At 62.5% G+C, this 20,088-nt stretch carries 20 protein-coding genes; 5 read left to right on the top strand and 15 right to left on the bottom strand.

Annotated elements, in window-relative coordinates; genetic code table 11:
- Positions 1-191 precede the first annotated feature (191 nt).
- Positions 192-1,055, bottom strand: coding sequence for an SDR family oxidoreductase (locus ACSFB7_RS02795; RefSeq protein ID WP_435466831.1), 864 nt, complete (start codon positions 1,053-1,055; stop codon positions 192-194).
- Positions 1,056-1,070: 15 nt separating this feature from the next.
- On the bottom strand, positions 1,071-1,730 hold the full coding sequence (locus tag ACSFB7_RS02790; protein WP_435466829.1) for an O-methyltransferase: 660 nt from the start codon (positions 1,728-1,730) through the stop codon (positions 1,071-1,073).
- An 81-nt stretch (positions 1,731-1,811) separates the two neighbouring features.
- Here ACSFB7_RS02790 and ACSFB7_RS02785 point away from each other — a divergent pair, with 81 nt between their 5' ends.
- Positions 1,812-2,444: a TetR/AcrR family transcriptional regulator gene (locus tag ACSFB7_RS02785; RefSeq protein ID WP_435466827.1), complete on the top strand. Its 633-nt coding sequence runs from the start codon at positions 1,812-1,814 to the stop codon at positions 2,442-2,444.
- Between the two features lie 27 nt (positions 2,445-2,471).
- On the opposite strand, the gene ACSFB7_RS02780 is transcribed toward ACSFB7_RS02785, so the two are convergent.
- Together ACSFB7_RS02780 and ACSFB7_RS02775 are read right to left on the bottom strand one after the other, a co-directional pair.
- Positions 2,472-2,852: a VOC family protein gene (locus ACSFB7_RS02780; RefSeq protein WP_435468060.1), complete on the bottom strand. Its 381-nt coding sequence runs from the start codon at positions 2,850-2,852 to the stop codon at positions 2,472-2,474.
- A 189-nt stretch (positions 2,853-3,041) separates the two neighbouring features.
- The gene (locus tag ACSFB7_RS02775) at positions 3,042-4,544 is read right to left on the bottom strand and encodes an HD domain-containing phosphohydrolase (protein ID WP_435466825.1); all 1,503 of its coding nucleotides are present in this window, start codon (positions 4,542-4,544) and stop codon (positions 3,042-3,044) included.
- A gap of 182 nt (positions 4,545-4,726) precedes the next feature.
- Here ACSFB7_RS02775 and ACSFB7_RS02770 point away from each other — a divergent pair, with 182 nt between their 5' ends.
- Positions 4,727-5,326, top strand: a complete 600-nt coding sequence (locus ACSFB7_RS02770) for a DUF308 domain-containing protein (RefSeq protein WP_435466823.1) — start codon at positions 4,727-4,729, stop codon at positions 5,324-5,326.
- Between the two features lie 125 nt (positions 5,327-5,451).
- Here the strand turns inward: ACSFB7_RS02770 and ACSFB7_RS02765 are convergent, their stop codons facing one another.
- From ACSFB7_RS02765 to ACSFB7_RS02750, 4 genes are all read right to left on the bottom strand, one after another.
- Positions 5,452-6,507 carry a hypothetical protein gene (locus ACSFB7_RS02765; protein WP_435466821.1) on the bottom strand — a complete coding sequence of 352 codons (1,056 nt, stop codon included), beginning with the start codon at positions 6,505-6,507 and terminating at the stop codon, positions 5,452-5,454.
- On the bottom strand, positions 6,504-7,514 hold the full coding sequence (locus tag ACSFB7_RS02760) for a hypothetical protein (protein ID WP_435466819.1): 1,011 nt from the start codon (positions 7,512-7,514) through the stop codon (positions 6,504-6,506). Before ACSFB7_RS02760 ends, ACSFB7_RS02765 begins: the two co-directional genes overlap by 4 nt.
- 131 nt (positions 7,515-7,645) lie before the next feature.
- A complete protein-coding gene (locus tag ACSFB7_RS02755; RefSeq protein ID WP_435466817.1) occupies positions 7,646-7,918 on the bottom strand; it encodes a hypothetical protein in 273 nt (90 codons plus the stop codon).
- A gap of 373 nt (positions 7,919-8,291) precedes the next feature.
- Positions 8,292-9,473 carry a serine hydrolase domain-containing protein gene (locus ACSFB7_RS02750; RefSeq protein WP_435466815.1) on the bottom strand — a complete coding sequence of 394 codons (1,182 nt, stop codon included), beginning with the start codon at positions 9,471-9,473 and terminating at the stop codon, positions 8,292-8,294.
- Positions 9,474-9,650: 177 nt separating this feature from the next.
- Here ACSFB7_RS02750 and ACSFB7_RS02745 point away from each other — a divergent pair, with 177 nt between their 5' ends.
- Both ACSFB7_RS02745 and ACSFB7_RS02740 read left to right on the top strand, forming a co-directional pair.
- A complete protein-coding gene (locus ACSFB7_RS02745; protein ID WP_435466813.1) occupies positions 9,651-10,628 on the top strand; it encodes an OmpA family protein in 978 nt (325 codons plus the stop codon).
- 234 nt (positions 10,629-10,862) lie between these two features.
- Positions 10,863-11,663, top strand: a complete 801-nt coding sequence (locus ACSFB7_RS02740; RefSeq protein ID WP_435466811.1) for a MetQ/NlpA family ABC transporter substrate-binding protein — start codon at positions 10,863-10,865, stop codon at positions 11,661-11,663.
- Between the two features lie 65 nt (positions 11,664-11,728).
- Here the strand turns inward: ACSFB7_RS02740 and ACSFB7_RS02735 are convergent, their stop codons facing one another.
- From ACSFB7_RS02735 to ACSFB7_RS02710, 6 genes are all read right to left on the bottom strand, one after another.
- A complete protein-coding gene (locus ACSFB7_RS02735; RefSeq protein WP_435466809.1) occupies positions 11,729-12,445 on the bottom strand; it encodes an aspartate/glutamate racemase family protein in 717 nt (238 codons plus the stop codon).
- A 22-nt stretch (positions 12,446-12,467) separates the two neighbouring features.
- Positions 12,468-12,977 carry a hypothetical protein gene (locus ACSFB7_RS02730; RefSeq protein WP_435466807.1) on the bottom strand — a complete coding sequence of 170 codons (510 nt, stop codon included), beginning with the start codon at positions 12,975-12,977 and terminating at the stop codon, positions 12,468-12,470.
- Between the two features lie 32 nt (positions 12,978-13,009).
- Complete coding sequence (locus ACSFB7_RS02725) at positions 13,010-14,098, bottom strand: NAD(P)/FAD-dependent oxidoreductase (RefSeq protein ID WP_435466805.1); 1,089 nt, start codon at positions 14,096-14,098, stop codon at positions 13,010-13,012.
- A 194-nt stretch (positions 14,099-14,292) separates the two neighbouring features.
- Complete coding sequence (locus ACSFB7_RS02720; RefSeq protein ID WP_435466803.1) at positions 14,293-15,105, bottom strand: TSUP family transporter; 813 nt, start codon at positions 15,103-15,105, stop codon at positions 14,293-14,295.
- A 232-nt stretch (positions 15,106-15,337) separates the two neighbouring features.
- The gene (locus tag ACSFB7_RS02715) at positions 15,338-15,970 is read right to left on the bottom strand and encodes a hypothetical protein (protein WP_435466801.1); all 633 of its coding nucleotides are present in this window, start codon (positions 15,968-15,970) and stop codon (positions 15,338-15,340) included.
- A 397-nt stretch (positions 15,971-16,367) separates the two neighbouring features.
- Positions 16,368-16,862, bottom strand: a complete 495-nt coding sequence (locus ACSFB7_RS02710) for an Lrp/AsnC family transcriptional regulator (RefSeq protein ID WP_435466799.1) — start codon at positions 16,860-16,862, stop codon at positions 16,368-16,370.
- 65 nt (positions 16,863-16,927) lie between these two features.
- Between ACSFB7_RS02710 and ilvB the strand changes: the two genes are divergently transcribed.
- Positions 16,928-18,709 (top strand): biosynthetic-type acetolactate synthase large subunit, encoded by a 1,782-nt coding sequence (gene ilvB / locus ACSFB7_RS02705; protein ID WP_435466797.1) that lies wholly within the window; start codon positions 16,928-16,930, stop codon positions 18,707-18,709.
- 116 nt (positions 18,710-18,825) lie between these two features.
- On the opposite strand, the gene ACSFB7_RS02700 is transcribed toward ilvB, so the two are convergent.
- Positions 18,826-20,037 (bottom strand): NHL repeat-containing protein, encoded by a 1,212-nt coding sequence (locus ACSFB7_RS02700; protein WP_435466795.1) that lies wholly within the window; start codon positions 20,035-20,037, stop codon positions 18,826-18,828.
- Positions 20,038-20,088 lie beyond the last annotated feature (51 nt).

Below are 20,088 nucleotides of genomic sequence, written 5' to 3'. Positions count from 1 at the left end.
GAGGTCTAGCTTCGGCCAGCCGCAGTCCGTTTCCGCCGCGTAGCCGCCTTTCGGGTCCGCGAGCTTCAGGCTGACTGCGTTGATCTGCGTCAGTGCAGTGTGGCTGGCCACTCAGCCGGTCGACGTGCGAGTTGTCACCGAGACGGCACTGGCGCGTCGCGAAGACGTTGGGTTCCGCACCCGCACCGCGCCTATCCGCAGTACCCAGCCTGATCTAGATCCACAAGCAGGCTCGGCCCCTGCGGCTCCCAACCAAGCACGTCATGCGTGCGTGCACTCGATACCGACATCTCCGCCCCAGCCATGCCAGCGAACCACCCAAAGTGCTCGCGTTCACGCGAGCCGGTCGGTAGCCCCAGGCGACGACCGATGACCTCGGCGATGGCCTTGAACTCCACACGCTCATCAGCTACCGCGTGATAAACCGATTCGGTCACCCCTTTCTCGAGTGCCAGGCGATAGACCCGCGCCGCATCCTGCCGATACACCCCAGACCAGCAGTTCCGGCCTTCGCCAAGAAATGCCGATACGCCTTTCTCCCGAGCCAGGCGAACAAGGATCGGCGCGAAGCCGTGGTCGCCCAGGCCGTGAACAGACGGTGCGAGCCGCACTGTCGCCGCACGCACACCGCGTTCGGCCCACGCACGCGCGGTGGGTTCGGACTTGCGCGGCGACGCCGCATCGGGCAGGTCTGATTCCGTTGCGCCGCGCGGCAGCCCGAGCAGACCCGAGGTCACGAGCAGTGGGCGCTCGGAGCCTTCCAGTGCCCCTGCGAGGGTGTCGATTGCGCGGCGGTCTTGTTCGCAGTTCTCCACGAATCTGGAGAAGTCGTGATTGAACGCGGTGTGGATGACAGCGTCTGCCGCAGCGGCCGCATCACGCAGAGCCGGGAGGTCATCCAGCGTGGCGCGCAGAACCTTCGCACCCGTTGCCGCAAGCGCGACAGCCTTGTGCTCGGAGCGCGCAAGCCCGGTGACCGCATGGCCCGCGTCGATCAATTCCTGAACCACGACGGAGCCGACCCAACCGGTGGCGCCAGTGACAAAGACATGCATGGTGCAGAGCCTTCCTCAGCCCAAGCGCATGGACAGTTCAACATCGCCGGCGAACGGCACCGACAGGTATCCGCCGTCGGGCGAGCGCACGCGTGCCAGGTACTCCGGGCTGTGGTCGGCGTTGTCCGCCACGATCAGTGCGCCCGGCCGCAGGCGGCTTTCGACCAGTGCCAGCACGTCGGGGTAGAGCGCCTTTGCGCCATCGAGCAGCAGCAGGTCGATGGACTCTGGCAGGCCGCTTGCCAGCGTCTTCAGTGCATCGCCTTCGCGGATCTCGACCAGGTCGCTCACGCCGCCCTCGGCCAGATGCTCGCGGGCCTTGGCGATCTTCGACGGCTCGAACTCGCTGCCGATCAGACGGCCGCCGCCGTTGTCACGCAGCGCCGCGGCCATGTACAGGGTCGACAGGCCGAAGGAGGTGCCGAACTCGATGATGCTGCGCGCGTTGGTGCTGCGCGCCAGTTGGTACAGCAGCACGCCGGTTTCGCGCGACACCGGCAGCCACATATCTTTCATGCGGCTGTAGAGGTCGAGGTATTCGGTCTTGCTGTGCATCAGCCGTTCGCGTTCCTCGCGGCTGATGCTGGCCAGGGCAGGGCTGGTTACAGCGGCGGCCTGCAGGAACAGTCGGTCCAGCAAGGGGCCCAAGGGGGCAGTGGTCAAGGTCGTTGTCACAGGGTTCTTTCGTTTGAAAAGCAGATGCAAAATAATATGAAGAACCCTTCATGTTTGCTATTCGCGTTGCGAAACCCTCCCATGCCCGACCGCCCCAATGCCTCCATCTCCTCTCGCAGAAAGCCCAGGCAGGCGCGCTCGGCCGACCTTCTTCAGGCCATTCTTCAGGCAGCTATTCAGGTTTTGGCGAAGGAAGGCGTGAACCGCTTCACGACCACGCGCGTGGCCGAGAGGGCCGGCGTGAGCGTCGGGTCGGTCTATCAATATTTCCCGAACAAGGCGTCGATCCTGTTTCGCCTGCAGAGCGACGAGTGGCAGCAGACCACGGAGTTGATGCGCGGCATCCTCGGGGACACGCAACGGCCCGCACTCGAGCGCCTGCGCATGCTCACGCACGCCTTCATCCGCTCCGAGTGCGAAGAAGCGGAAGTGCGAACCGCGCTCGGTGACTCCGCGCCGTTCTACCGCGACGCACCCGAGGCACAGGAAGTGCGCGCCGCCGGCGACGAATCTGTGCGCGTGTTCATGACGCAAGCCCTGCCAGCGGCCTCCGATGCCACGCGTGAAATGGCGGGCGACCTCATCGTGAGAACGCTCAGCACAGTGGGCAAAGACTTTTCGGAGAGCCCGCGAACCGACGCCGAGATCGAGGCCTGGGCGGACTCGCTGGCCGACATGCTTTGCGCCTACATGGAAAGCCTTGCGTCGCGCTGAGCCGGCACTGGCGCCAGCGCTTGCCTTCTACGCAATGTCTTCGTGGATGCAGAGGTAGTTGCCTTCGGTGTCCTTGAACCAGGCCGCCTTTTCCGAGCCGAGCACGCAAACGTGGTCGATGGTCTTGAGCTCGGGAAAGTCGTAGTCTTCGAACACCACGCCGGCCTGCTTGAGCATCTCGACGCTGGCGGCAATGTCCTCGACCTGGAAGCTGATCGCCGTGTGGTCGGCCTTGGTTCCTTCGGGTTTGGGAAACAGCGACAGGGTGCTGCCGCCCACCACGTAGACGAACTTTCCGTCAGGCCGCAAGCCACCGGGTTTCAAGCCCAGGCGGCCCTCGTAGAAAGCACGGGCACGGTCCATGTCCCTGACGGGAAGCATGGTCGTTACAGACGAGTCGGACAACAGCATGGGAGGTCCTTTCGCACAATTCGGCGCAGCGGTTGCCGCTTGGGAGCGGGCTCACCTTGGCTGGCCGACCGGGCAATTAGCTTACGCCGGCAATGGCTGCGATGCCAGTGGCGTGGCGGCGGTGCCCGTTCACCATGTGCGCCGACGAACTACTGCGCGATCGACATGGCGATCAGAACCGCCTTGTCAGATGAGCCCTCGGGTCGCCGCCTTCAACGTCGCGGCCGCGCGGGTCGAGCATTCGAGCTTGAGGAACACGCGCTCGACATGCGTTCGCACCGTGCGCGGACTGATGCCCAGTGCACGAGCGACTTCCTTGGTGTTCTCGCCCTTGCTGATGCAGCGCAGAACCTCCAGTTCGCGCTCTGACAGCGCCTGCTCGCCCGCCTTCGGCGTCACAGGCTTCGAAGGCGCATGCGACATCGCGCTGGCGAGCAATGCATCGACCACGTTCTGGTCGAAGCGGCCCGCTTCGACGTCTTGCTTCATGCAGTCGAGCGCCTCTGCCTCGGTGAACTCCGCGCGCCACGGCCGGCGGGTGCGAAGGGAAACCCATCGCTCGGCCGCGGCGACGATCTGCCCCTCCAGCGGCATCGCCGTGCCGGACCGGCCACGGAAATAACCGGAGCCATCGCGCCGCTCGAAGGCGAAGGATGCGATTTCCGCTTCGGCCGCGAGCCCGCCAATCTGCCCGGCGGCGCGGGAGGTCCAGTACGGCACCAGCCGCAGGCGTTCGAGTGACGAGGCCGGCAGCGGCTCGGGCGCATTCCAGATCGCGTTGGGCACCGACGCCCGCCCGATGCCGTGGATCAACCCGGCCTTGTACGTGCGGTGGCACACGGCCTCGTCCATGCCGACACGCGCGCTGCAATCGCGCGCCAGTTGGGCCACGCGGCGCGAATAACCCGTCATCCAGGGCAGCTTGAGATCGATCACGTCGCCCACCAACTCCAACCCGACGCGTTGAAGCATCGAGGCGGGCTGGTCGGCCACGTCGGTCCACGGCGGGGTGGCGGAATCCAGCGCTTTCATCCACGTCGAGACCCACGGCGCGCTGGCATCGACAAGAGCGCCAGGGTACACGCTGTCGGCGCGTCCGCGCGCCAGCGTGAGCGCTTCGTCGAGCCCGTACAGGCGGCTGAAGATTTCGAGGTCGCTCGCCAGCGCCACGACGTAGGTTGCGAGCGGTACGTCGCTGCCTTGCAGAAGACCGGGCACGCCGCCGCCGTCGTAGGTCTCGAAGATCGCGCGCAGCGCCGCTTCGGTATCGGGGCTCAAGCCCAGCGTGTTCGCGATGTCGCCGGCGATCTCGCAATGGATGCTGGCCATGGCGAGCATCGCGTTGGGGATGGGCGCGCTGCGAGGTTGTTGCTGTTGTTGCTGTTGTTGCTGTTGTTGCTGCTTCGCTCGCGGCTTCTGCGAAGCAAGAAGGGCTTGCCGGCCCTGCACGTCGTCATCCAGAAAATCCGCGAACTCCTGCGCATTGGCCGTGCAACCCGACCAGCGCAGCAGCGCGACGTGCCGGGCGGCCTCGACCTGCGAGGGGGCGCATCGGGCTTGCGTCGCGATCATTTCGGCGAGCCACGCGGTGCGCAGCGAATGGTCGGTCGGCTGGCCCATGCTCAGGTCGCCGATGAAAGCGAGCGCGCGGACCGCGTCGAAAACGGCGATGGTTGTGTCGTCGGACATGAGAGGGCGAAGAGGCAAAGGCACAGCATCGCACAGTCGCTTTTTTGGGCCTCTGTCGGTCATTCGACCGATACCGCACCTGGTGCTGCAGAAACAGAATTGTTTGCATGCGCCTCGCTTGAGGGGCGACAACTTTTTTCCTTCTGCCCTTTTCCCATCTCGCGGCCTTCGCCGTCACTGCCATGCCAGACACCAACCAGCCCCAACTGCTACTTCTTCTTCAGCGAGCCGCGTGGCTGCGCAAGCTCTACTTCACTCGCGCCGCCTTTTCCTTCGCATGGGTCGCGCTCGCCTTCACCGTCGCCAAGGGGTCACCCATCGTCGCGAGCGGGCTGCTGATCGTCTACCCCGCTTGGGATGCGCTGGCCAACTGGATGGACGCCCGGATGACGGGCGGCGCAAAGGCCAACCCCACGCAGGTTCTGAACGTCTGGATGAGCGCGCTGGTCACTGTGGCCGTGGCGGTTTCGCTGGGGCTCAAGCTGCAGATCATTCTGGTGATCTTCGGGCTGTGGGCGATCGTTGCGGGGCTGCTTCAATTGGCGACTGCCATTCGCCGGCGCAAAGGCGATCGAGGGCAGTGGGTGATGATGTTGAGCGGGGCGCAGTCGGCGCTGGCTGGGGGATTTTTTGTGGCGCAGCAGGGGAGTGCGGCGCCTGTGGTGCAGACGTTTGCTGGGTATGCGGCGGTGGGGGCTGTCTACTTCCTGATCTCCGGGCTTGTCATCCTGTTTCGCAAGTCCAAAGGCAGGGCTGGCGGCTTGGCATCCGAGAAGGCTTGATGCCGCTGTCGAAGCGGTCCGTAGGTGTGCGTCATTGAGGGGCCTGGGTATCGACTGCCAGACAACCCAAACTACAACTGGCTCCCGTCGGTACTGCTGCGCGCCGACTGGTTCAGGCCCCCAACTCAGTTTGCTCTCAGCACCTCATTCTTGGGCCTGCCAACACGGCGACGCTTCCATATGAAGCCGTCCGCCAAATAATGGTGAAAATTCAAAATGAGGTGCGCAATAAGGACGGTCGGAAATCCCAGCCAAAGAAGATTGTGGCCGGCCTTGTCGGCAAGGACATAAAAAGCGGCTCCAAATATCGCGCACGTCAGAAAAAATACTGTTGGGCGCTTCAGAACTTCAATCAATGGCTTTCGATGCGCCGAAGTGCTCTCTGATTCGATGCCCGTGTTGCCGGTCTTGATATTGCGATCTTGTTGGCGGTAGACAAATATCAGGTACTGGATGTTGTGCCAAACGTTCACTACCAGCCAGCCAAGAGTGATGTCACTAATCCAGATATAGCTGACTACAGAAATTAGCAGATGCGAGAATATGAAGCTGTTAAATATGCCATTCGCCCGTTCGGTATCTTTGTAGTACCACAGACGCGCAAACCAGCACGACGCACCAATGATCGCCACAGCTTCGATTGAAAAAACCAGCTCTTGCGGGATGGGAGGCAGCCAGATTGGATATCCCAGAAAGCTATTGGGCGCTTGTGCGCTGCGATGCAAATATCCCCACATGGGAAATATATAGATTAGAAAGTAAGGCAGCCATTGATAGGGCGCCTGCAATCGACGATCGTAGCGTCTTGCTATTCCATAACTCTGGCGAGTCACATGGAATGCCTGAAGCACAAAATAGAGGGCCAGCAGCCCGGTTGCCTCATATGCAAGAGCAATAATCGTGAGGCCTATCGCTATTAAGATCGGTGCAACAAAAATCAAAACCCAGTGGGTTCGAACGCCTGACGATGTTGCGCGAATACGTGAATAGGTTGCAACAATATGGGGATTGGCAAACAACCAAATATCAATATAGAGAACTGCCAGCATCATGGGCGCGGACAACGACGCCAGCGCCCCGGCCGATAGAGCCACGAACACATTGATAAAGATAAGCCAGTGCTCTTGCCGCGTCGCTGCGACGCTTGCATTTCCGGACACAGGCTGTGCCCGGGTTGTCATGTCACGATCACTGGAGTGGGCGGAAGGGGAGGCGATCCAAGGGGCGCCGGTTTGCTTGGCACCGTGAATTTGGAACGAGGCCTCAAATAGCGTTCGAGGTCAATTCGGATGCTTTCGTATGCCGCAGTCCTGGCTGCTGAAAATCTCGATTCAAGGGTCGCGCGGTCGAGGACTCCAGATAAACCCGCCGGCGGAAGTCGCTGATATGGGTTGTACCGTTCGATGACCTCACACGGGTAGCAGTGCCCGTTTTCGTCAAATTGGCTGCGAACAATCAGCTCATAAACCGCACCGCCGTCCTTGGCCGGATCTATCGGGAAATTGAAAGTCATATCGAGTTCAGATGCCTTTGGATTGGTTTCTTTTTCAATTGAAATAAATCCGGCCTTTCGATACGCATTGATGATGCGCTCCTTGAGATCGGGCAAGCTGATGCCGATGTAGGAGTTGCCAAACAGGTTTTGCTCGCCTGCCCATTGTGGCTTGTAGCTGAAGCTGAATGAAGGGTCCTGATAAGTGCGCCCGCTGGATTCAATGTTCGAGTAGGCTTTGTCGATTGCTTGTATGAGAAGCGCATTCAGGTCGTATTGCGTCATCCAGGGAAGCTCCCCGATTTCTGATGCGTTGGCAACTTCGGTAAATCTCAGAAAACATGGATTGCATCTTCTTCTGCTGTCAAGCGACTCATCGGTAGATACAAGAATCGTTGGCTTGAATTTTATTTTCGGATCGACAATCAGGCTGAATCGATTGATTGTCGATTTGTTCTTTTGTTCGTCTACGGAGATGAAAGAAAACCCTGATGCCTGAAAAGCCTTGCGGACCATCAATCTGAATTCGGCAGCACTGATGTTTCTATAGGCGGCGACAGGTAAAGGAGTTCTTACGATTCTGTAACTTAAATCAGAAGAACTTTGCGGAGGTCGCGGTTGGGAAAAGACAGCCATTCCAGCCAGTAAGCAGAGCCCGCCAATGAACGCTTTGCAAACACCAGAAGTAATCGTCATGTGTGCTCCCTCAAAAAATAATGGATTGCCAACGCCTCGTTTTTGGGGGCGCTTTTGCTTTGCGGCGGGCGGCGGATTGAGTCCGCCGCCGCATGCTGCCACAGGCTGTGGCCTGTTGGAGCACGCCCGCATCAAGTTCGCGCACCTCGCTCGCCTTCGCACTGCTGAAACAACTCCCCCGCCTCATCCACCAGATCCGCCACGAGCCAGAACACGTTATCCAGATGCGTCGGCCCTGCGCCGTGGTGCCAATCGATGCCACCGCCATAGCAGCACCACGTCAGCGACTTCAACTGCGCCAGCTTGTTCTCGAGAAGGTCCGCCGCGCTGGGCCCGTCCGTGTTGTCGGTCGAGTTGCCGCGGGATGCCGGCGTGCGACGCCCAACCATAATTCGTTTAGCCATTTGTAGTGCTCTTTCTGAAAAGGTTTGCACGTCATGTGGTTAGACGGCTGGGGTGCTGACACATCCCGGCCGTCGCCTTTTGTGCCCCGCGTTTTCCATCGAGTGCACATGGCACCGATAGCCGCCGCGAGGCGAAGCGGTTCATCCTTCAAAGCGTGTTGTGTGTGATGCCTTCCTTGCCCACTACAGTGGGTCGTCGAGCGACAGGGGCATTTACTTTAGAGAAGGGCGGCGCGGGCGGGGAAACTGAATGCGCTAGTAAGTCTCGGATCGCGCGGGTTTCCGCTTCGCCATTGCAGGCGGCCTGACAGACGGCGCAATCCCGCGCATCAACGGCGGCGCGAGCAGAGACCGCATCGCGCAACCGGTTCGTTCAGCGCGATGCAGCAGCGTTTGGCCCGATTCCCAGTGCCCGCCACATCGCGCGAATGATGCGAAACGAACGCTCGTCGCCAACCATGCCGCGCTGCATCTTGTTCATCGCATAGGCGAAGCTCGTGCGCGCATCCATGTCGATGAGCGCGAACGATCCACCACCGCCCGACCAGAAAAGCGAGTTCGCATTCGGCAGCGAGAGCGACAGGATCGGGCTGGGCAAACCAAAGCCCAGGCCGAAGCGCACCTGCATGCCGCGCATCGCGAGGTCGGGCCCTTCGATCTGCTGTTGCAGCGCCTTGCGGCAGCCGGCCTCGGACATGATCCGCTTGCCCTTCGCCACGCCGCCGTTGGCAAGCAGCGCATGAATCTCGGCGATGGAGCGTGCATTGCCATGCCCGTTCACCGCCGGAATCTCGGCACCGCGCCAGGCGCGCGTGCGCGTCGATGGCACATCGGTCTGCGTGTCGATGAAGGTCACCCGCTGGATGTCGCTGAGCTGCAGCTCGGCCGTGTTGCGCGTCACTTCAAAGCCCACGAGGTCCGCCACGCGGTGGTCTTCCGATGCGGGCAGGCCGATCCAGAAATCCGCGCCCAGCGGCTGTGCGATTTCTTCGCGGAACACGGTGCCCAGGCTCTTGCCGGTGACGCGGCGCACCACCTCGCCGACGAGAAAGCCGAAGGTGTAGATGTGATAGCCCGAGGCCGTGCCCGGCTCCCACAGCGGCGCCTGGGCGGCGAGCATCGAGGTCACCTTGTCCCAGTCGTAGAAGTCTTCGCCGCTGCACGCAGGGCGCCAGCCGGAGAGGCCCGCGGAATGGCTCAGCAACTGCGCGACGGTGATGCCCGCCTTGCCGTTGGCCGCGAACTCGGGCCAGTACTTCGCAACGGGCGCCGCGATGTCGAGCACGCCGCGGTCGGCCAGCAGCAGCGCCGTGAGCGCGGTCATGGTCTTGGTGACGGAGTAGACGTTGACGAGGGTGTCGCGCTCCCACGGCCGGGTTTTTGCCTCGTCGGCGAAGCCGCTCCAGAGGTCGACCACCGTTTCGCCGTTCACCGTGGCGCAGAACGAGGCGCCGAGTTCTTCTTCTTCTTCACCGTTGGCGAAGTTGGCTTCGAAGGCTTCTCTTGCGCCTGCGAAGCGGTCGTGTGCGAATCCGTGAATCGTGCCTTGGTGCATGCGTGCGTTTCTCCTGAACGGGGGGGGCGGATTGTGGACCGCGCGCGAATGCAGCGCAAAGCCATCGGGCGGCATAGGCCGTCCGTCGAATGCACAGCAGCATGCGCACTCTCTAGCATCAAGGTGTCGCCGCTCTTTTCGGATGTGCAGATGAAACAGCTTGCCTCCTTCGCTGTCATGGCATGGCTTTCGCTGGCCGCCTTCGTTTCTGCTTCTGCCGCCGCGCCGCCCGAGAAAGACCATCCCCTTGTCGGCCGCTACGAAGGCTCGGTGCTCGACGGCACCAAAGTCATGGCCTATGACGAGGTCGGCCTCATCAAGGAGCCGTTCCAGAACTGGGGTGGCGGCAAGCCCGATCTGCTGAAGCTCGAAGGCAAGATTTCGCTGTATCACTACAAGCTGCCGGGTGACCGCTCGCTGCTCGAAGTGCAGCGCAACTACGAGTCCAGTTTGAAGGCCAAGGGGTTCGAGATTCTTTTTACCTGCGGCACGGCCAACGCCTCTTGCTACAAGAAGCGGCCCGACAGCGTGGACACCACCTCGCCCTACGACTTTGCGCTGGCCTTCGATGACCCGGAGTGGCCGCGCCTGGGCAGCCGCGGCGACTACATCCGCAACTACTTCTCGGTGAGCGGCCGTTATCTGCTCGCGAAGAAGACCGGCCCCACCGGCACGGTGTACGCCAGCATCGCGCTGGCCGAGCACAACGCCGAGGTCGGCAACCACGCCTTCGTGCGCGTGGTGGAAGCCAAGGCGATGGAGGGCGACAAGATCGTGTTCGTCGACGCCTCGGCCATGCAGAAGAGCTTGGCCGAGACGGGGCGCATCAACCTCTACGGCATCTTGTTCGACCTGGACAAGGACGTGATCCGGCCCGAGTCGCAACCCACGCTGGACGAGATGACCAAGCTGATGCGCAACAACCCGCCGCTCAAGCTGTCGGTGGTGGGGCACACCGATGCGCAAGGGGAGGGCAAGCACAACGACGACCTGTCGAAGCGCCGCGCGCTGGCGGTGATCGCGGTGCTGGTAAAGGCCGGGGTGGACCCGCGCCGCTTCACGACCCGTGGCGCAGGAGCGGCCGAGCCGGTGGCGTCGAACGACAACGAGGCCGGGCGCGCGAAGAACCGGCGGGTCGAGCTGATACGGCTCTGAGAGCGTCAACAAAAAGTTGGAAGTAATTCATTTCCCCGATTCATAGGGATTGAATTTCATATCCATTGCATTTGTTAACTTAATTCCGGTGGTCAATGTTCGTTGATAACAATGGTGGTCGTTTGGCATTTATTCATTCCGCAGAAATCGAATATGGGAATTCGAAATGCGTTCTTGCTGAATAAATCGCGTCAATAAACTCCACGCTCTTCTTCCTGAAATAGAAAGCTTTTCGTGGATATCTTTCGCTCTGCCTCCAAGGTGCTGCTCGGCACCCTCCTTGTTCTTTCACTTCCAGCGGCACTTTCCCATGCCGCAGACGCCCCGCTGCGTGTCGGCGCATCTCCGGGCCCGTACAGCGAATTCCTGCAGGAAGCAGCCAAGCTCGCGAATGCACAGGGCTTTCCCGTCAAGATCGTTGAGTTCACCGAACCCACGCAAATCAACGAGGCCACGCAGGCCGGGGATGTCGACGTGAACAACTTCCAGCATGTGCCCTACATGCAGAGGCAGAACGAGTTGCGCGGCAACAAGATCGTGCTGATCAAGCCCAGCTACATCGCGCCGGCGGGTGTGTATTCGGCCAAGTACAAGTCACTGGACAAGCTGCCGCAGGGGGCAACGGTTGCCATTCCCAACGATCCGGCCAATGAAGCCCGCGCCCTGGTGTTGCTGCAAAAGGCTGGGTTGATCAAGCTCAAGCCTGAAGCTGGCAGCAATGCCGGCCTGCTCGACATCGCGGAGAACCCCAAGAAGCTGAAGATCGTGCCGCTCAGTGAGACGCAGGTGCCGCGCGCACTGGGCGACATCGATGCGGGCGTGGTCGGCCTCAACAAGGGCGTGCTGGCGGGGCTCAATCCCAAGGATGCATTGCTGCTGGAAGACAAGGGCTCCCTGTGGACCATCATCTGGGCGGCACGCGCTGACCGCAAGGACGATCCGCGTATCGCCCGCTTCATCAAGATCTTCGAGTCCGATCACATCAAGCAGATGATCATCACGAGGTTCAATGGCACGGTGATTCCGTCCTGGTAATCGCCGGACATTGACCAAAAAAAGGCTTGCCGCGGCAAGCCTTTTTTTGTGCTCTTTCTTGTCACTCACTCCGCTGGATAGCGGCGCGGACGCAGTCCGGCGTGGAACCAGTTGACCAGGGACACCGTGTCATAGACCGGCACGCCGAAGCGCTCCTGAATGTCCGCGGTGAAGGGGGCAAGGTTGGTGCACTCGGAAACGATGGCGCCGATGCGGGGATTTTCCTGAATCATCCTGCCGGCCAGTGCCAGCACCTCTTCGCGCAAGGTCGCATAAGGCACGCGGTCGTCGCCCTCCTTGATCGAGCGCACGAATTCGGAACTCTGGGGCATGCCATACACCGGCGTGTCGGCTGCGATACCAACGGCCGAGAGGTAAGGGCCACTGAGCGCATCGCTGTTGTAGGTGAGGATGCCGACCTGCCGGTTGGAGGCAATCAGCCGCTGGACCATGGGCACTTGCAGCAGGCTGCTGGTGGCCACCGGCACGCCGCAGTAGTCGGCCAGCTCCTGCTGGTAAATGGAGAGAAAGCCGCAGGTGGTGGTGATGCCGTCGACACCGGCTTCGACCAGCTCACGCGCGGCGCGCTTGAAGGGCTCCAGCAGGCTGGCGCTGTGCAGCTCGGTCATCTTCGCCGGCAGGGCTTCTTCGACGATGCGGTATTGCACGGGGAAGGGCCAGGTTCCGGCGTGGCCGATATCGCCCAGGTAGCGGCGAAAAGTGGTTTTGACCATCAGGATGCCGACACTCACGCCGTAGTAGGTCTTCTTGCGTTCAGTCATCGTGGCTCCTGTTCGTTCGGGGTCAAAGGTAGTCATCGATATCGACTTCCAGCAGGCTGTTGAAGATGTTGGTCGCCACCATGGTGCCGCCGAAGCCGATCAGGTTGACGATGGCCGACGCATCGAAGTTGGCCTTGATGCGGCGCCACATTTCTTCGTCCAACTGGTGCGCACGATTGGCGCCGATGGTGCTGCCCAGGTCGATCAGCAACTGTTCGATTTCGGTGGGCACGAACTCGCCTGGCGCAATGCCTTCGGCCCTGAGCGCCTGGCGAAAGAAGGTCGAGCAGAGCAGGCAGTCGGAGGCCGACGAAATCGCATGCGCGTAGACATTGAAGGCGCGCTTGCCGAGCAGCGCGATCAGCTCGGCCTTGATCAGGTAGGAGCCGTGATAGGCCCGGTGCGCGGGCAGGGAACGCAGGATGGTGCCCTTCATGTTGGTCACGCGGCCCACGCGGGCGATTTCATCGTCGTAGGCCTGTTGGCCTTCGCGGTCGAGCTCGGAGCGCTCCACGAGTGGAAGTCTTGCCATGTCTTTTCTTTCTAGAGTTTCAAACCAGGTGGTCAAAGAGAAAACCGGCTGGCCCTGAAGGGGGCCAGCTCGGGGTGTTGTGTTCCGTGGAGGATTTCGTCGGCAGCTGCTTCACCCAGGTAGGGCGCCAGCGTTGCGCCGCTGTGGGTCACCACGCTGTAGTAGCCCTCTACGCCGGCCGCAGGGCCTACGGCGGGGAATCCGTCCGAGGGCAGGGCACGAATGCCGACGCGCAATGCCTCGGCCTCGACGTTTCGCAGCAGCGGCAAGACCTCGGTGGCCGCTTGCAGCAGGCGCTGCGCGTCGGGCAGGTAGTCGGCGGGCCGGGCGTTCGTGGGCAGCTCCAGGTCGTTGCGGCAAATCAGCAGGCGGCCTGCGCCGTCCGGGCGAATGTGTACCTTGGGCGAAAAAATGACGCGCTTTACGGCGTGGGCCAGGGAGGGCGTGAAGACCATCAGCCCGGCCGACGGCGCCAATGGGATGCGCTGCGCTTGTGCAAGGGCCGGCTGATCCGCCCAACGCCCTGTGCAGTTGATGATGACATCGGCGTCGATGACGTCGCCCCGTTCCGTCGTCACGCCCGTGATGCGTGAGCCCTGGCGGCGCAATGCCGACACGCGCGTATCGGTCAGCAGCCGGGCGCCATTGGACCGGGCAGCCGTGAGCAGGGACTGGCAATACACCGGTGGATCGATCCAGCCATCGTCGGGGAAGAACGCGACTGGCGCATCACCGATGGCTTGTGTATCGATGTCCGGTTCCAACTCACGAACCTGTGCATGGTCGATCCATTGCGCGGCATAGCCCCATTCGTGCAGGAGCGCGACCTTGTCGCGGTAGGCGTCGGCGTCGCCGCTCTCCCACTCGATGCTGCCGCCGCCATGCCACCAGGGCGCCTGATCGAATTGCTCGCGCAGGCGCGCATGCGCATGCATGCCGGCCACATTCAGGTCGTGATAGGCCCGTGGTTTCTTGTTGTGGGAATTGATCCAGGCGAATGTGGAAGCGCTGGTGCCGCCTGCCGGGCGACCAGCCTCGAGTACGGTGACTGGCGCACCCGCGCGCGAAAGAAAGTAGGCAACAGAAGCGCCGATGAGGCCGGCGCCCATGACAACGTACATGAGGATTTCCAGAGAGGGCTGAAGAATTGCAACTTCAAAAGAAGGCGGGCTTCAATTGAGATGCGGCCCGCATTCTGCGCTCTGGAAAACGACAAGAATTGAATATAGAAATTTACGTTTTGCAGGATTTCCAAATTCGCTTCTGAGCCCAATTAATCAATTTCTGAGTCTGGGTAACAGAGTCGTCGGCGTTCTCAGGTATTGCTTGCAATCCAGCGATAGACGGGATGTGCCGGATCAACCATCAGCTTGATGGCAATTGCGCAGCAGACCACCATGAGCAATGGCCGGATGAGTTTTGCGCCAGCCCGAATGGCCAGCCCCGAGCCCACTTGCGCACCGATGAAAGCGCCCAACCCCATCACGATGCCGATGCGCCAATGCACGAGGCCTTGAAGGACATAGATGGAAAGCGAACCCAGGATCGACGCAAGGTTCAGCAGCTTCGTGTGGGCCGTCGCGCGGACGACGCCATAGCCCAGCAGGAGGACGAAGGCGATCATGAAGAACGAGCCGGTGCCGGGGCCGAACGCGCCGTCGTAGAAACCGATCACGACCGCCGCGGTCACGCAAAAGGCGGCCATGGAAATTCTCTGCGCGGCATCGTCGTCGGTCATCTTGGGTGACAAGGCGAAATAGAGCGCCATGGCAATCAAGAGAAAAGGCAGGCCGGTCTTGACCAGTTGCTGGGGAACCGAGCTGACCACCAACGCCCCGGCGATAGAACCCAGGCAGGCGAGGATGGCCGCCGGCCAGATCCGCTTCCACTCGATCAAGCCGGCCCGCGCGAATTTCGTTGTCGAGGACACCGCGCCGAGCGTCGCTTGCAGCTTGCTCGTCGCAATGGCGGAAACCGGGTCGAGGCCCGCAATGACAAGCGCAGGAACCGTCACCAGTCCGCCGCCGCCGGCAATGGCATCGAAGGCCCCGGCAAGGAATGCGACACCCGCGAGGATGCAGAGGATGGAGAGCGAGTAATCGCCCAGCAGGAAGTCGAGTGTGTCCATGAGCGAGGGGCCAGGGGGACGAAAGATCTTCGATGACGCTGCCGGATTGCCAGGTTGTCATCGGAGCATCGGTGTCTGGGCGACGCGCAGTATGGTGTTCGGCTTGCTTGCCCCCAAGCGTCGATTCCCGACGATTGGGAATCGACGCGCATTTCGTGAAAGCGGCCGCAGCGAAGAAGCGGCGGGCCGAACTGATACGGCAGTGAGCCCGCGCCGGTTCGCGCGGGCGGCATCAGGCTTTCAGTGCAGCGAACAGCGTTGCCCAGTTGCCCGGTGCGGCATCGACCAGCGCGTTCAGGTGCTTCTGCAACCGCGCCGCCACATCGGACAGCGACACGCCCTCGGGCACAGGCGCTTCACCGGCGATGAGGCTGATCCACGCGTCGGCATCTTCATCGCCGGCTTCTTCCGGCACTTCCCAGCCACCGGCGGCGCCCAGCAGGTAGCGCAGGTGGTATTCGATGGCAAAGCCCGGTTCGGGCGTGCCTTCGCGGCGCACGCGGCCGAGGCAGGCAATGGTCGTGGCCAGCGCCTGGCTGTCGAAACTGCGGCTGGTTTCGTCGCTGCACAGTTCCGAGCCTTCGACGGCGTAGCCCACGAGTTCGCGCCAGTAGGCTTCGTCGTGCACGCCGTCGCGTTGTTCCATGTGCTCGGCGGCAAAGCGTGCCATGAGGGCCGCATCGGGAATCAGCGGCGACACGACGAGGTCGCTGCGAAAGTCGAAGCCGAAGAAGTACATGGTGTCGTCGAGCGTCAGCGCCTCGATGCCGCCGATGTGTCCTTTGCGGGCGGCCAGTGGCTGTGGAGCCTTCGACTCTGGGGGCGGTTCGGTAGCTGGTGGTTTTTTCTTGAAGAAGTCGAACATCCGAAGATCCTTTGGGGGAGGTTTCAGTTCAGGGCGATGTTCGCACTGCTGGATGAAGACTTGTTCTTTTGTTCGTCGCGTTGTTCGTTTTTGGCGCTGCCGTTCAGGGCGACGCTCACGCCGACACGGTGCTCTTTTTCGCGAATGTCCCCCGCTTCGCTCCTCCTTTATTTCGCGAAAAAGAGCCCCGTATCGACGTGAGCGTTGGACAGAGCAGTTGTTGATCAGTGATTCACCAGCAGCGTGCCCCAGTGCGAATGACACCAGGTGCTCCCCGCAGCGAAATAAAGGAGGAGGGGCGCGCAGCGCCCCGGGGGACATTCGCGGAGGGGAGCTCCTGGTGTCATTCGCACGCGCCCCGAAAGAACAGCAGCGCAAAAAGCGCAACACAAAGAAATCAAATAACCGGCACGCTGCTCTCCTTCAGCACCCGCAAGACAAAGTGCGACTTGCTATGCCGAATGCCGGGAATCTTGTAGAGCTTCTCGCGCAACAGCCGCTCGTAGTCCCGCGTGTCCCGCACCGCTATGCGGATGTAGTAGTCGTAGTCCCCGGACACCAGGTACGCCTCCTGAATCTCCGGAATCGTCGCCAGCACCCGCCCGAAGTCGTACAGCGTTTCGTCCGTGTGGCTCTCCAGCGTGACCTGCACGATCACCGAGTCGTGATAGCCCAGCTTGGCCGGGTCCACGTCGACCGTGTAGCGCTTGATCACCCCCGAGGCTTCGAGCTTCTTGATGCGCGTCCAGCAACTCGTGGGCGACAGGCCGACCTCGTTGCCGATCTCCTGCAGCGTCTTGCGGGAGTCGAGCAACAGCACCCGCAGGATCGCCAGGTCGATCTTGTCGAAAGATCCTTCGTTGTCGCCACCGGTTTGCCGATTGTTCTTCATTAATCAGGTCCAAAGAGCCAAAAGAAAGAAGCATATTTTGCGCTCAAACCGGAAGAATTGACGGCATGCGACTGCTCGACCTTCCCCTCACGCCTTCCCTGTCCCTCCACCCCGAGACCGCACCGCGCGTGCGCAACGGGGCCGAGGCCCTGCTCGACACGCTGGTTGAATGCGGCGTCGACACCATCTTCGGCTACCCCGGCGGCGCCGCGCTGCCGCTGTACGACGCACTGCACGGTGAACCCCGGCTGCGCCACGTGCTGGTGCGGCACGAACAGGCAGCGGTGCATGCGGCCGAAGGCTATGCGCGCAGCACTGGGCGTGTGGGCGTGGTGCTGGTCACCTCGGGGCCGGGCGTGGGCAACACCATCACCGGGCTGCTCGATGCGATGAGCGATTCGATACCGGTGCTGTGCATCAGCGGCCAGGTGGCGACCGCGGTCATCGGCACGCAGGCCTTTCAGGAGAGCGACGCGCTCGGCATGTCGCGCCCCGTGACCAAGTGGAACCGGCAGGTGCGCGCGGCCGACGACGTGCCGGCACTGGTGCGCCGCGCATTGGAAATCGCCAGTTCGGGCCGGCCGGGTCCAGTGCTGCTCGATGTGCCGAAGGACATCCAACTGCAGCGCCTGAGCCACGGCGCAGAACCCGCGCCGCTGCGTCCCTTGCGCACGGGCAGGGCGCCGCTGCCGCCGAAGGCGATGCTGCAGCGCGCGGCCGACCTGCTCTCGACGGCACGCCGGCCGGTGCTCTACGGCGGTGGCGGCTTGATCAACTCGGGCCCGACCGCCTGCGAGGCCTTCACCCAGCTCGTGCATCGCCTGCATGCCCCGTGCACGCTCACGCTGATGGGGCTCGGCGCCTTCCCCGCGTCTGATCCGAAGTTCATCGGCATGCTGGGCATGCACGGCATGCTGGAAGCCAACCTTGCGATGCACGAGGCCGACCTGGTGGTGTGCATCGGCGCGCGCTTCGACGACCGCGTGACCGGCAAGCTCGACGAGTTCTGCCCGCACGCACGCAAGATCCACATCGACATCGACCCCGGCAGCATCAACAAGGTGGTGCACGTCGACGTGCCGATGGTCGGCGATTGCGGCGCCATCGTCGACGCCTTGCTGGCCATGCTGCCGGCCGAGGGCTTTGCGCCCGAACGGCTTGCACCGTGGTGGGAGCGCATCGAACGCTGGCGCGCCGAAGACTGCCTGGCCTTCACGCCGCGCGCCGATTCGATCCTGCCGCAGCAATTGATGTCGTCGCTGCAACGTGCCATCGGCGGGCGCGATGCGATCGTGTCGACCGACGTCGGCCAGCACCAGATGTGGGCCGCGCAGTACCTGCGCTTCGACAGCCCGCGCCACTGGCTCACATCGGGCGGCGCCGGCACCATGGGCTATGGGTTGCCCGCCGCCATCGGCGCGCAGATCGGACACCCGGAGGCACTGACCGTCTGCGTGAGCGGCGATGCGTCGGTGCTCATGAACATCCAGGAGCTGTCGACTGCCGTGCAGCATCGCGTGCCGGTGAAGCTGGTGCTGTGCAACAACGGCTACATGGGCATGGTGCGCCAGTGGCAGGAGCTGAACCACGGCAACCGCCTGAGCCACAGCTGGAACGAGGCGCTGCCCGATTTCGTGGCGCTGGCCAAGGCCTTCGGCTGGGGCGCGCGGCGCGTGTCGGACCCGGCCGAGCTGGAAGAGGCGCTGGCCGAGTGCCTGGCGAGCAAGGGCCCGTTCTTTCTCGACGTGCAGGTGGCGGCGCAGGAGAACTGCTTTCCGATGATGCCGTCGGGGCACGGGCACCATCGCGTGATGCTGGCGAAGGACAGGTGGTACGAGGGGGAGTGAGGGCGGGTCGGCCCGAGGCCTGCGGTCTTGTCCCCTCTCCCTTTGGGGGAGGGCCAGGGTGAGGGCAGGGGCCTGACACGCGGCGACGCGCTCGGCGCACGTCGCCGCAGCGCGCCTCAGGGCGCCTGAACCGGCGTGACCTTGCGGATCAACTGGCCGTAGGTGTCGGCGACATACAGCGTGCCCGCCGCGTTGATCGTGAGCCCTTGCGGCCGATTGAACGTGGCAGCCGCGCCGATGCCGTCTTGCCCACCCCTAGTACCCTTTTGGCCGGCGAGCGTGGAGACCAACCCTGCCGGTGTGATCCTGCGCAACAGGCTGTTCCCGAAATCGGCCACGTAGACATTGCCGTCCGCATCGACAGTGACGCCGCGGGGATCGGAGAAAGTCGCGGAGTTGCCGGGGCCATCGGTGGCGCCGGGCGTCCCCGTCCCTGCAAGTGTCGTGACCACCCCGGCGGGGGTGATCTTGCGAATTCGATGGTTCTCGGAGTCGGCGACGTAGAGGTTGCCTGACGCATCGATGGCAATGTTGTAGCCGCGCCCGAATTTCGCGGCGTTTCCCGTGCCGTCGGCAAAGCCCGGCGGGCTGCTGCCGGCCAGCGTGGTGACATTGAGGGCCGGGTCGATCTTGCGAACGACGCCGCCTTCATACTCCAGAACGTACAGATTGCCGGCAGCATCCACGGCCACCGACACGGGCGCGTTGAAGGTGGCGGCGGTTCCGTTGCCATCGGTCGTGGTGTTCGTGCCATTGATGCCCGCCACCGTGGTCACATCGCCCGTCGGCGTGATCTTGAAGATTCGATGGCTTTGGGCGTCCGCGACGAAGACGGTGTCGTTCGCATCCACGGTGAGGTTGGTGGGGTCTGCGAACGGCGGGTTGGGGCCGTCGCCGGCAAACGTAGTGACGTCGGCCTCGGGCGAAATCTTGCGCACGAAACTGTTTCCCCAGTCACCGATGAGCAGACCACCATCCTTTGTGAAGGCGATGCCGGAAGGCAGCAAGAACGATGCAGCCGTACCCTTGCCGTTGACGGCGCCCTGGGTGCCGTCGCCGGCGAACGTCTCGACCTTGGCCGCCGCGGCCGAGCAGGCCACCGTCACGTCGCTCACGTCGGCCGAGGCCTTGCCAGTGTTCTTGGTGACGGTGCAGAACTGCCACAGGGGTTGCGTACGGACGCTGACCTTGTAGTCCGAACCCTCGACCAGGGTCGTTGCAAAGGTGAACTTGCCATCGGCCGACAGCTTGAGGTCGTCGCCGGCATTGTTTTGCAGCACCAGGTGGCCGGTAAGGCCGGTGACCGTGCCGCCGATGGAATGGTTCACGACGGGCGGGGGGGGGGGTGCGACCACCGGCAGAAAACCACCACCTCCACC

The organism is Variovorax raffinosi, from assembly GCF_051216615.1.
GTDB lineage: Bacteria > Pseudomonadota > Gammaproteobacteria > Burkholderiales > Burkholderiaceae_C > Variovorax.
Note: the sequence above shows the minus strand (reverse complement) of the source record. Positions and strands in the feature narration are given on the sequence as shown.

Excerpts from the sequence above, each read along its gene's own strand:
- ACSFB7_RS02745 (WP_435466813.1), top strand. The coding sequence starts at position 9,651 with ATGGCATGGCTTTCGCTGGCCGCCTTCGTTTCTGCTTCTGCCGCCGCG.
- ACSFB7_RS02775 (WP_435466825.1), bottom strand. The coding sequence starts at position 4,544 with ATGTCCGACGACACAACCATCGCCGTTTTCGACGCGGTCCGCGCGCTC.
- ACSFB7_RS02750 (WP_435466815.1), bottom strand. The coding sequence starts at position 9,473 with ATGCACCAAGGCACGATTCACGGATTCGCACACGACCGCTTCGCAGGC.
- ACSFB7_RS02720 (WP_435466803.1), bottom strand. The coding sequence starts at position 15,105 with ATGGACACACTCGACTTCCTGCTGGGCGATTACTCGCTCTCCATCCTC.
- ACSFB7_RS02785 (WP_435466827.1), top strand. The coding sequence starts at position 1,812 with ATGCCCGACCGCCCCAATGCCTCCATCTCCTCTCGCAGAAAGCCCAGG.
- ilvB (WP_435466797.1), top strand. The coding sequence starts at position 16,928 with ATGCGACTGCTCGACCTTCCCCTCACGCCTTCCCTGTCCCTCCACCCC.
- ACSFB7_RS02710 (WP_435466799.1), bottom strand. The coding sequence starts at position 16,862 with ATGAAGAACAATCGGCAAACCGGTGGCGACAACGAAGGATCTTTCGAC.
- ACSFB7_RS02755 (WP_435466817.1), bottom strand. The coding sequence starts at position 7,918 with ATGGCTAAACGAATTATGGTTGGGCGTCGCACGCCGGCATCCCGCGGC.
- ACSFB7_RS02765 (WP_435466821.1), bottom strand. The coding sequence starts at position 6,507 with ATGACAACCCGGGCACAGCCTGTGTCCGGAAATGCAAGCGTCGCAGCG.
- ACSFB7_RS02760 (WP_435466819.1), bottom strand. The coding sequence starts at position 7,514 with ATGACGATTACTTCTGGTGTTTGCAAAGCGTTCATTGGCGGGCTCTGC.
- ACSFB7_RS02770 (WP_435466823.1), top strand. The coding sequence starts at position 4,727 with ATGCCAGACACCAACCAGCCCCAACTGCTACTTCTTCTTCAGCGAGCC.
- ACSFB7_RS02725 (WP_435466805.1), bottom strand. The coding sequence starts at position 14,098 with ATGTACGTTGTCATGGGCGCCGGCCTCATCGGCGCTTCTGTTGCCTAC.
- ACSFB7_RS02730 (WP_435466807.1), bottom strand. The coding sequence starts at position 12,977 with ATGGCAAGACTTCCACTCGTGGAGCGCTCCGAGCTCGACCGCGAAGGC.
- ACSFB7_RS02795 (WP_435466831.1), bottom strand. The coding sequence starts at position 1,055 with ATGCATGTCTTTGTCACTGGCGCCACCGGTTGGGTCGGCTCCGTCGTG.
- ACSFB7_RS02715 (WP_435466801.1), bottom strand. The coding sequence starts at position 15,970 with ATGTTCGACTTCTTCAAGAAAAAACCACCAGCTACCGAACCGCCCCCA.
- ACSFB7_RS02735 (WP_435466809.1), bottom strand. The coding sequence starts at position 12,445 with ATGACTGAACGCAAGAAGACCTACTACGGCGTGAGTGTCGGCATCCTG.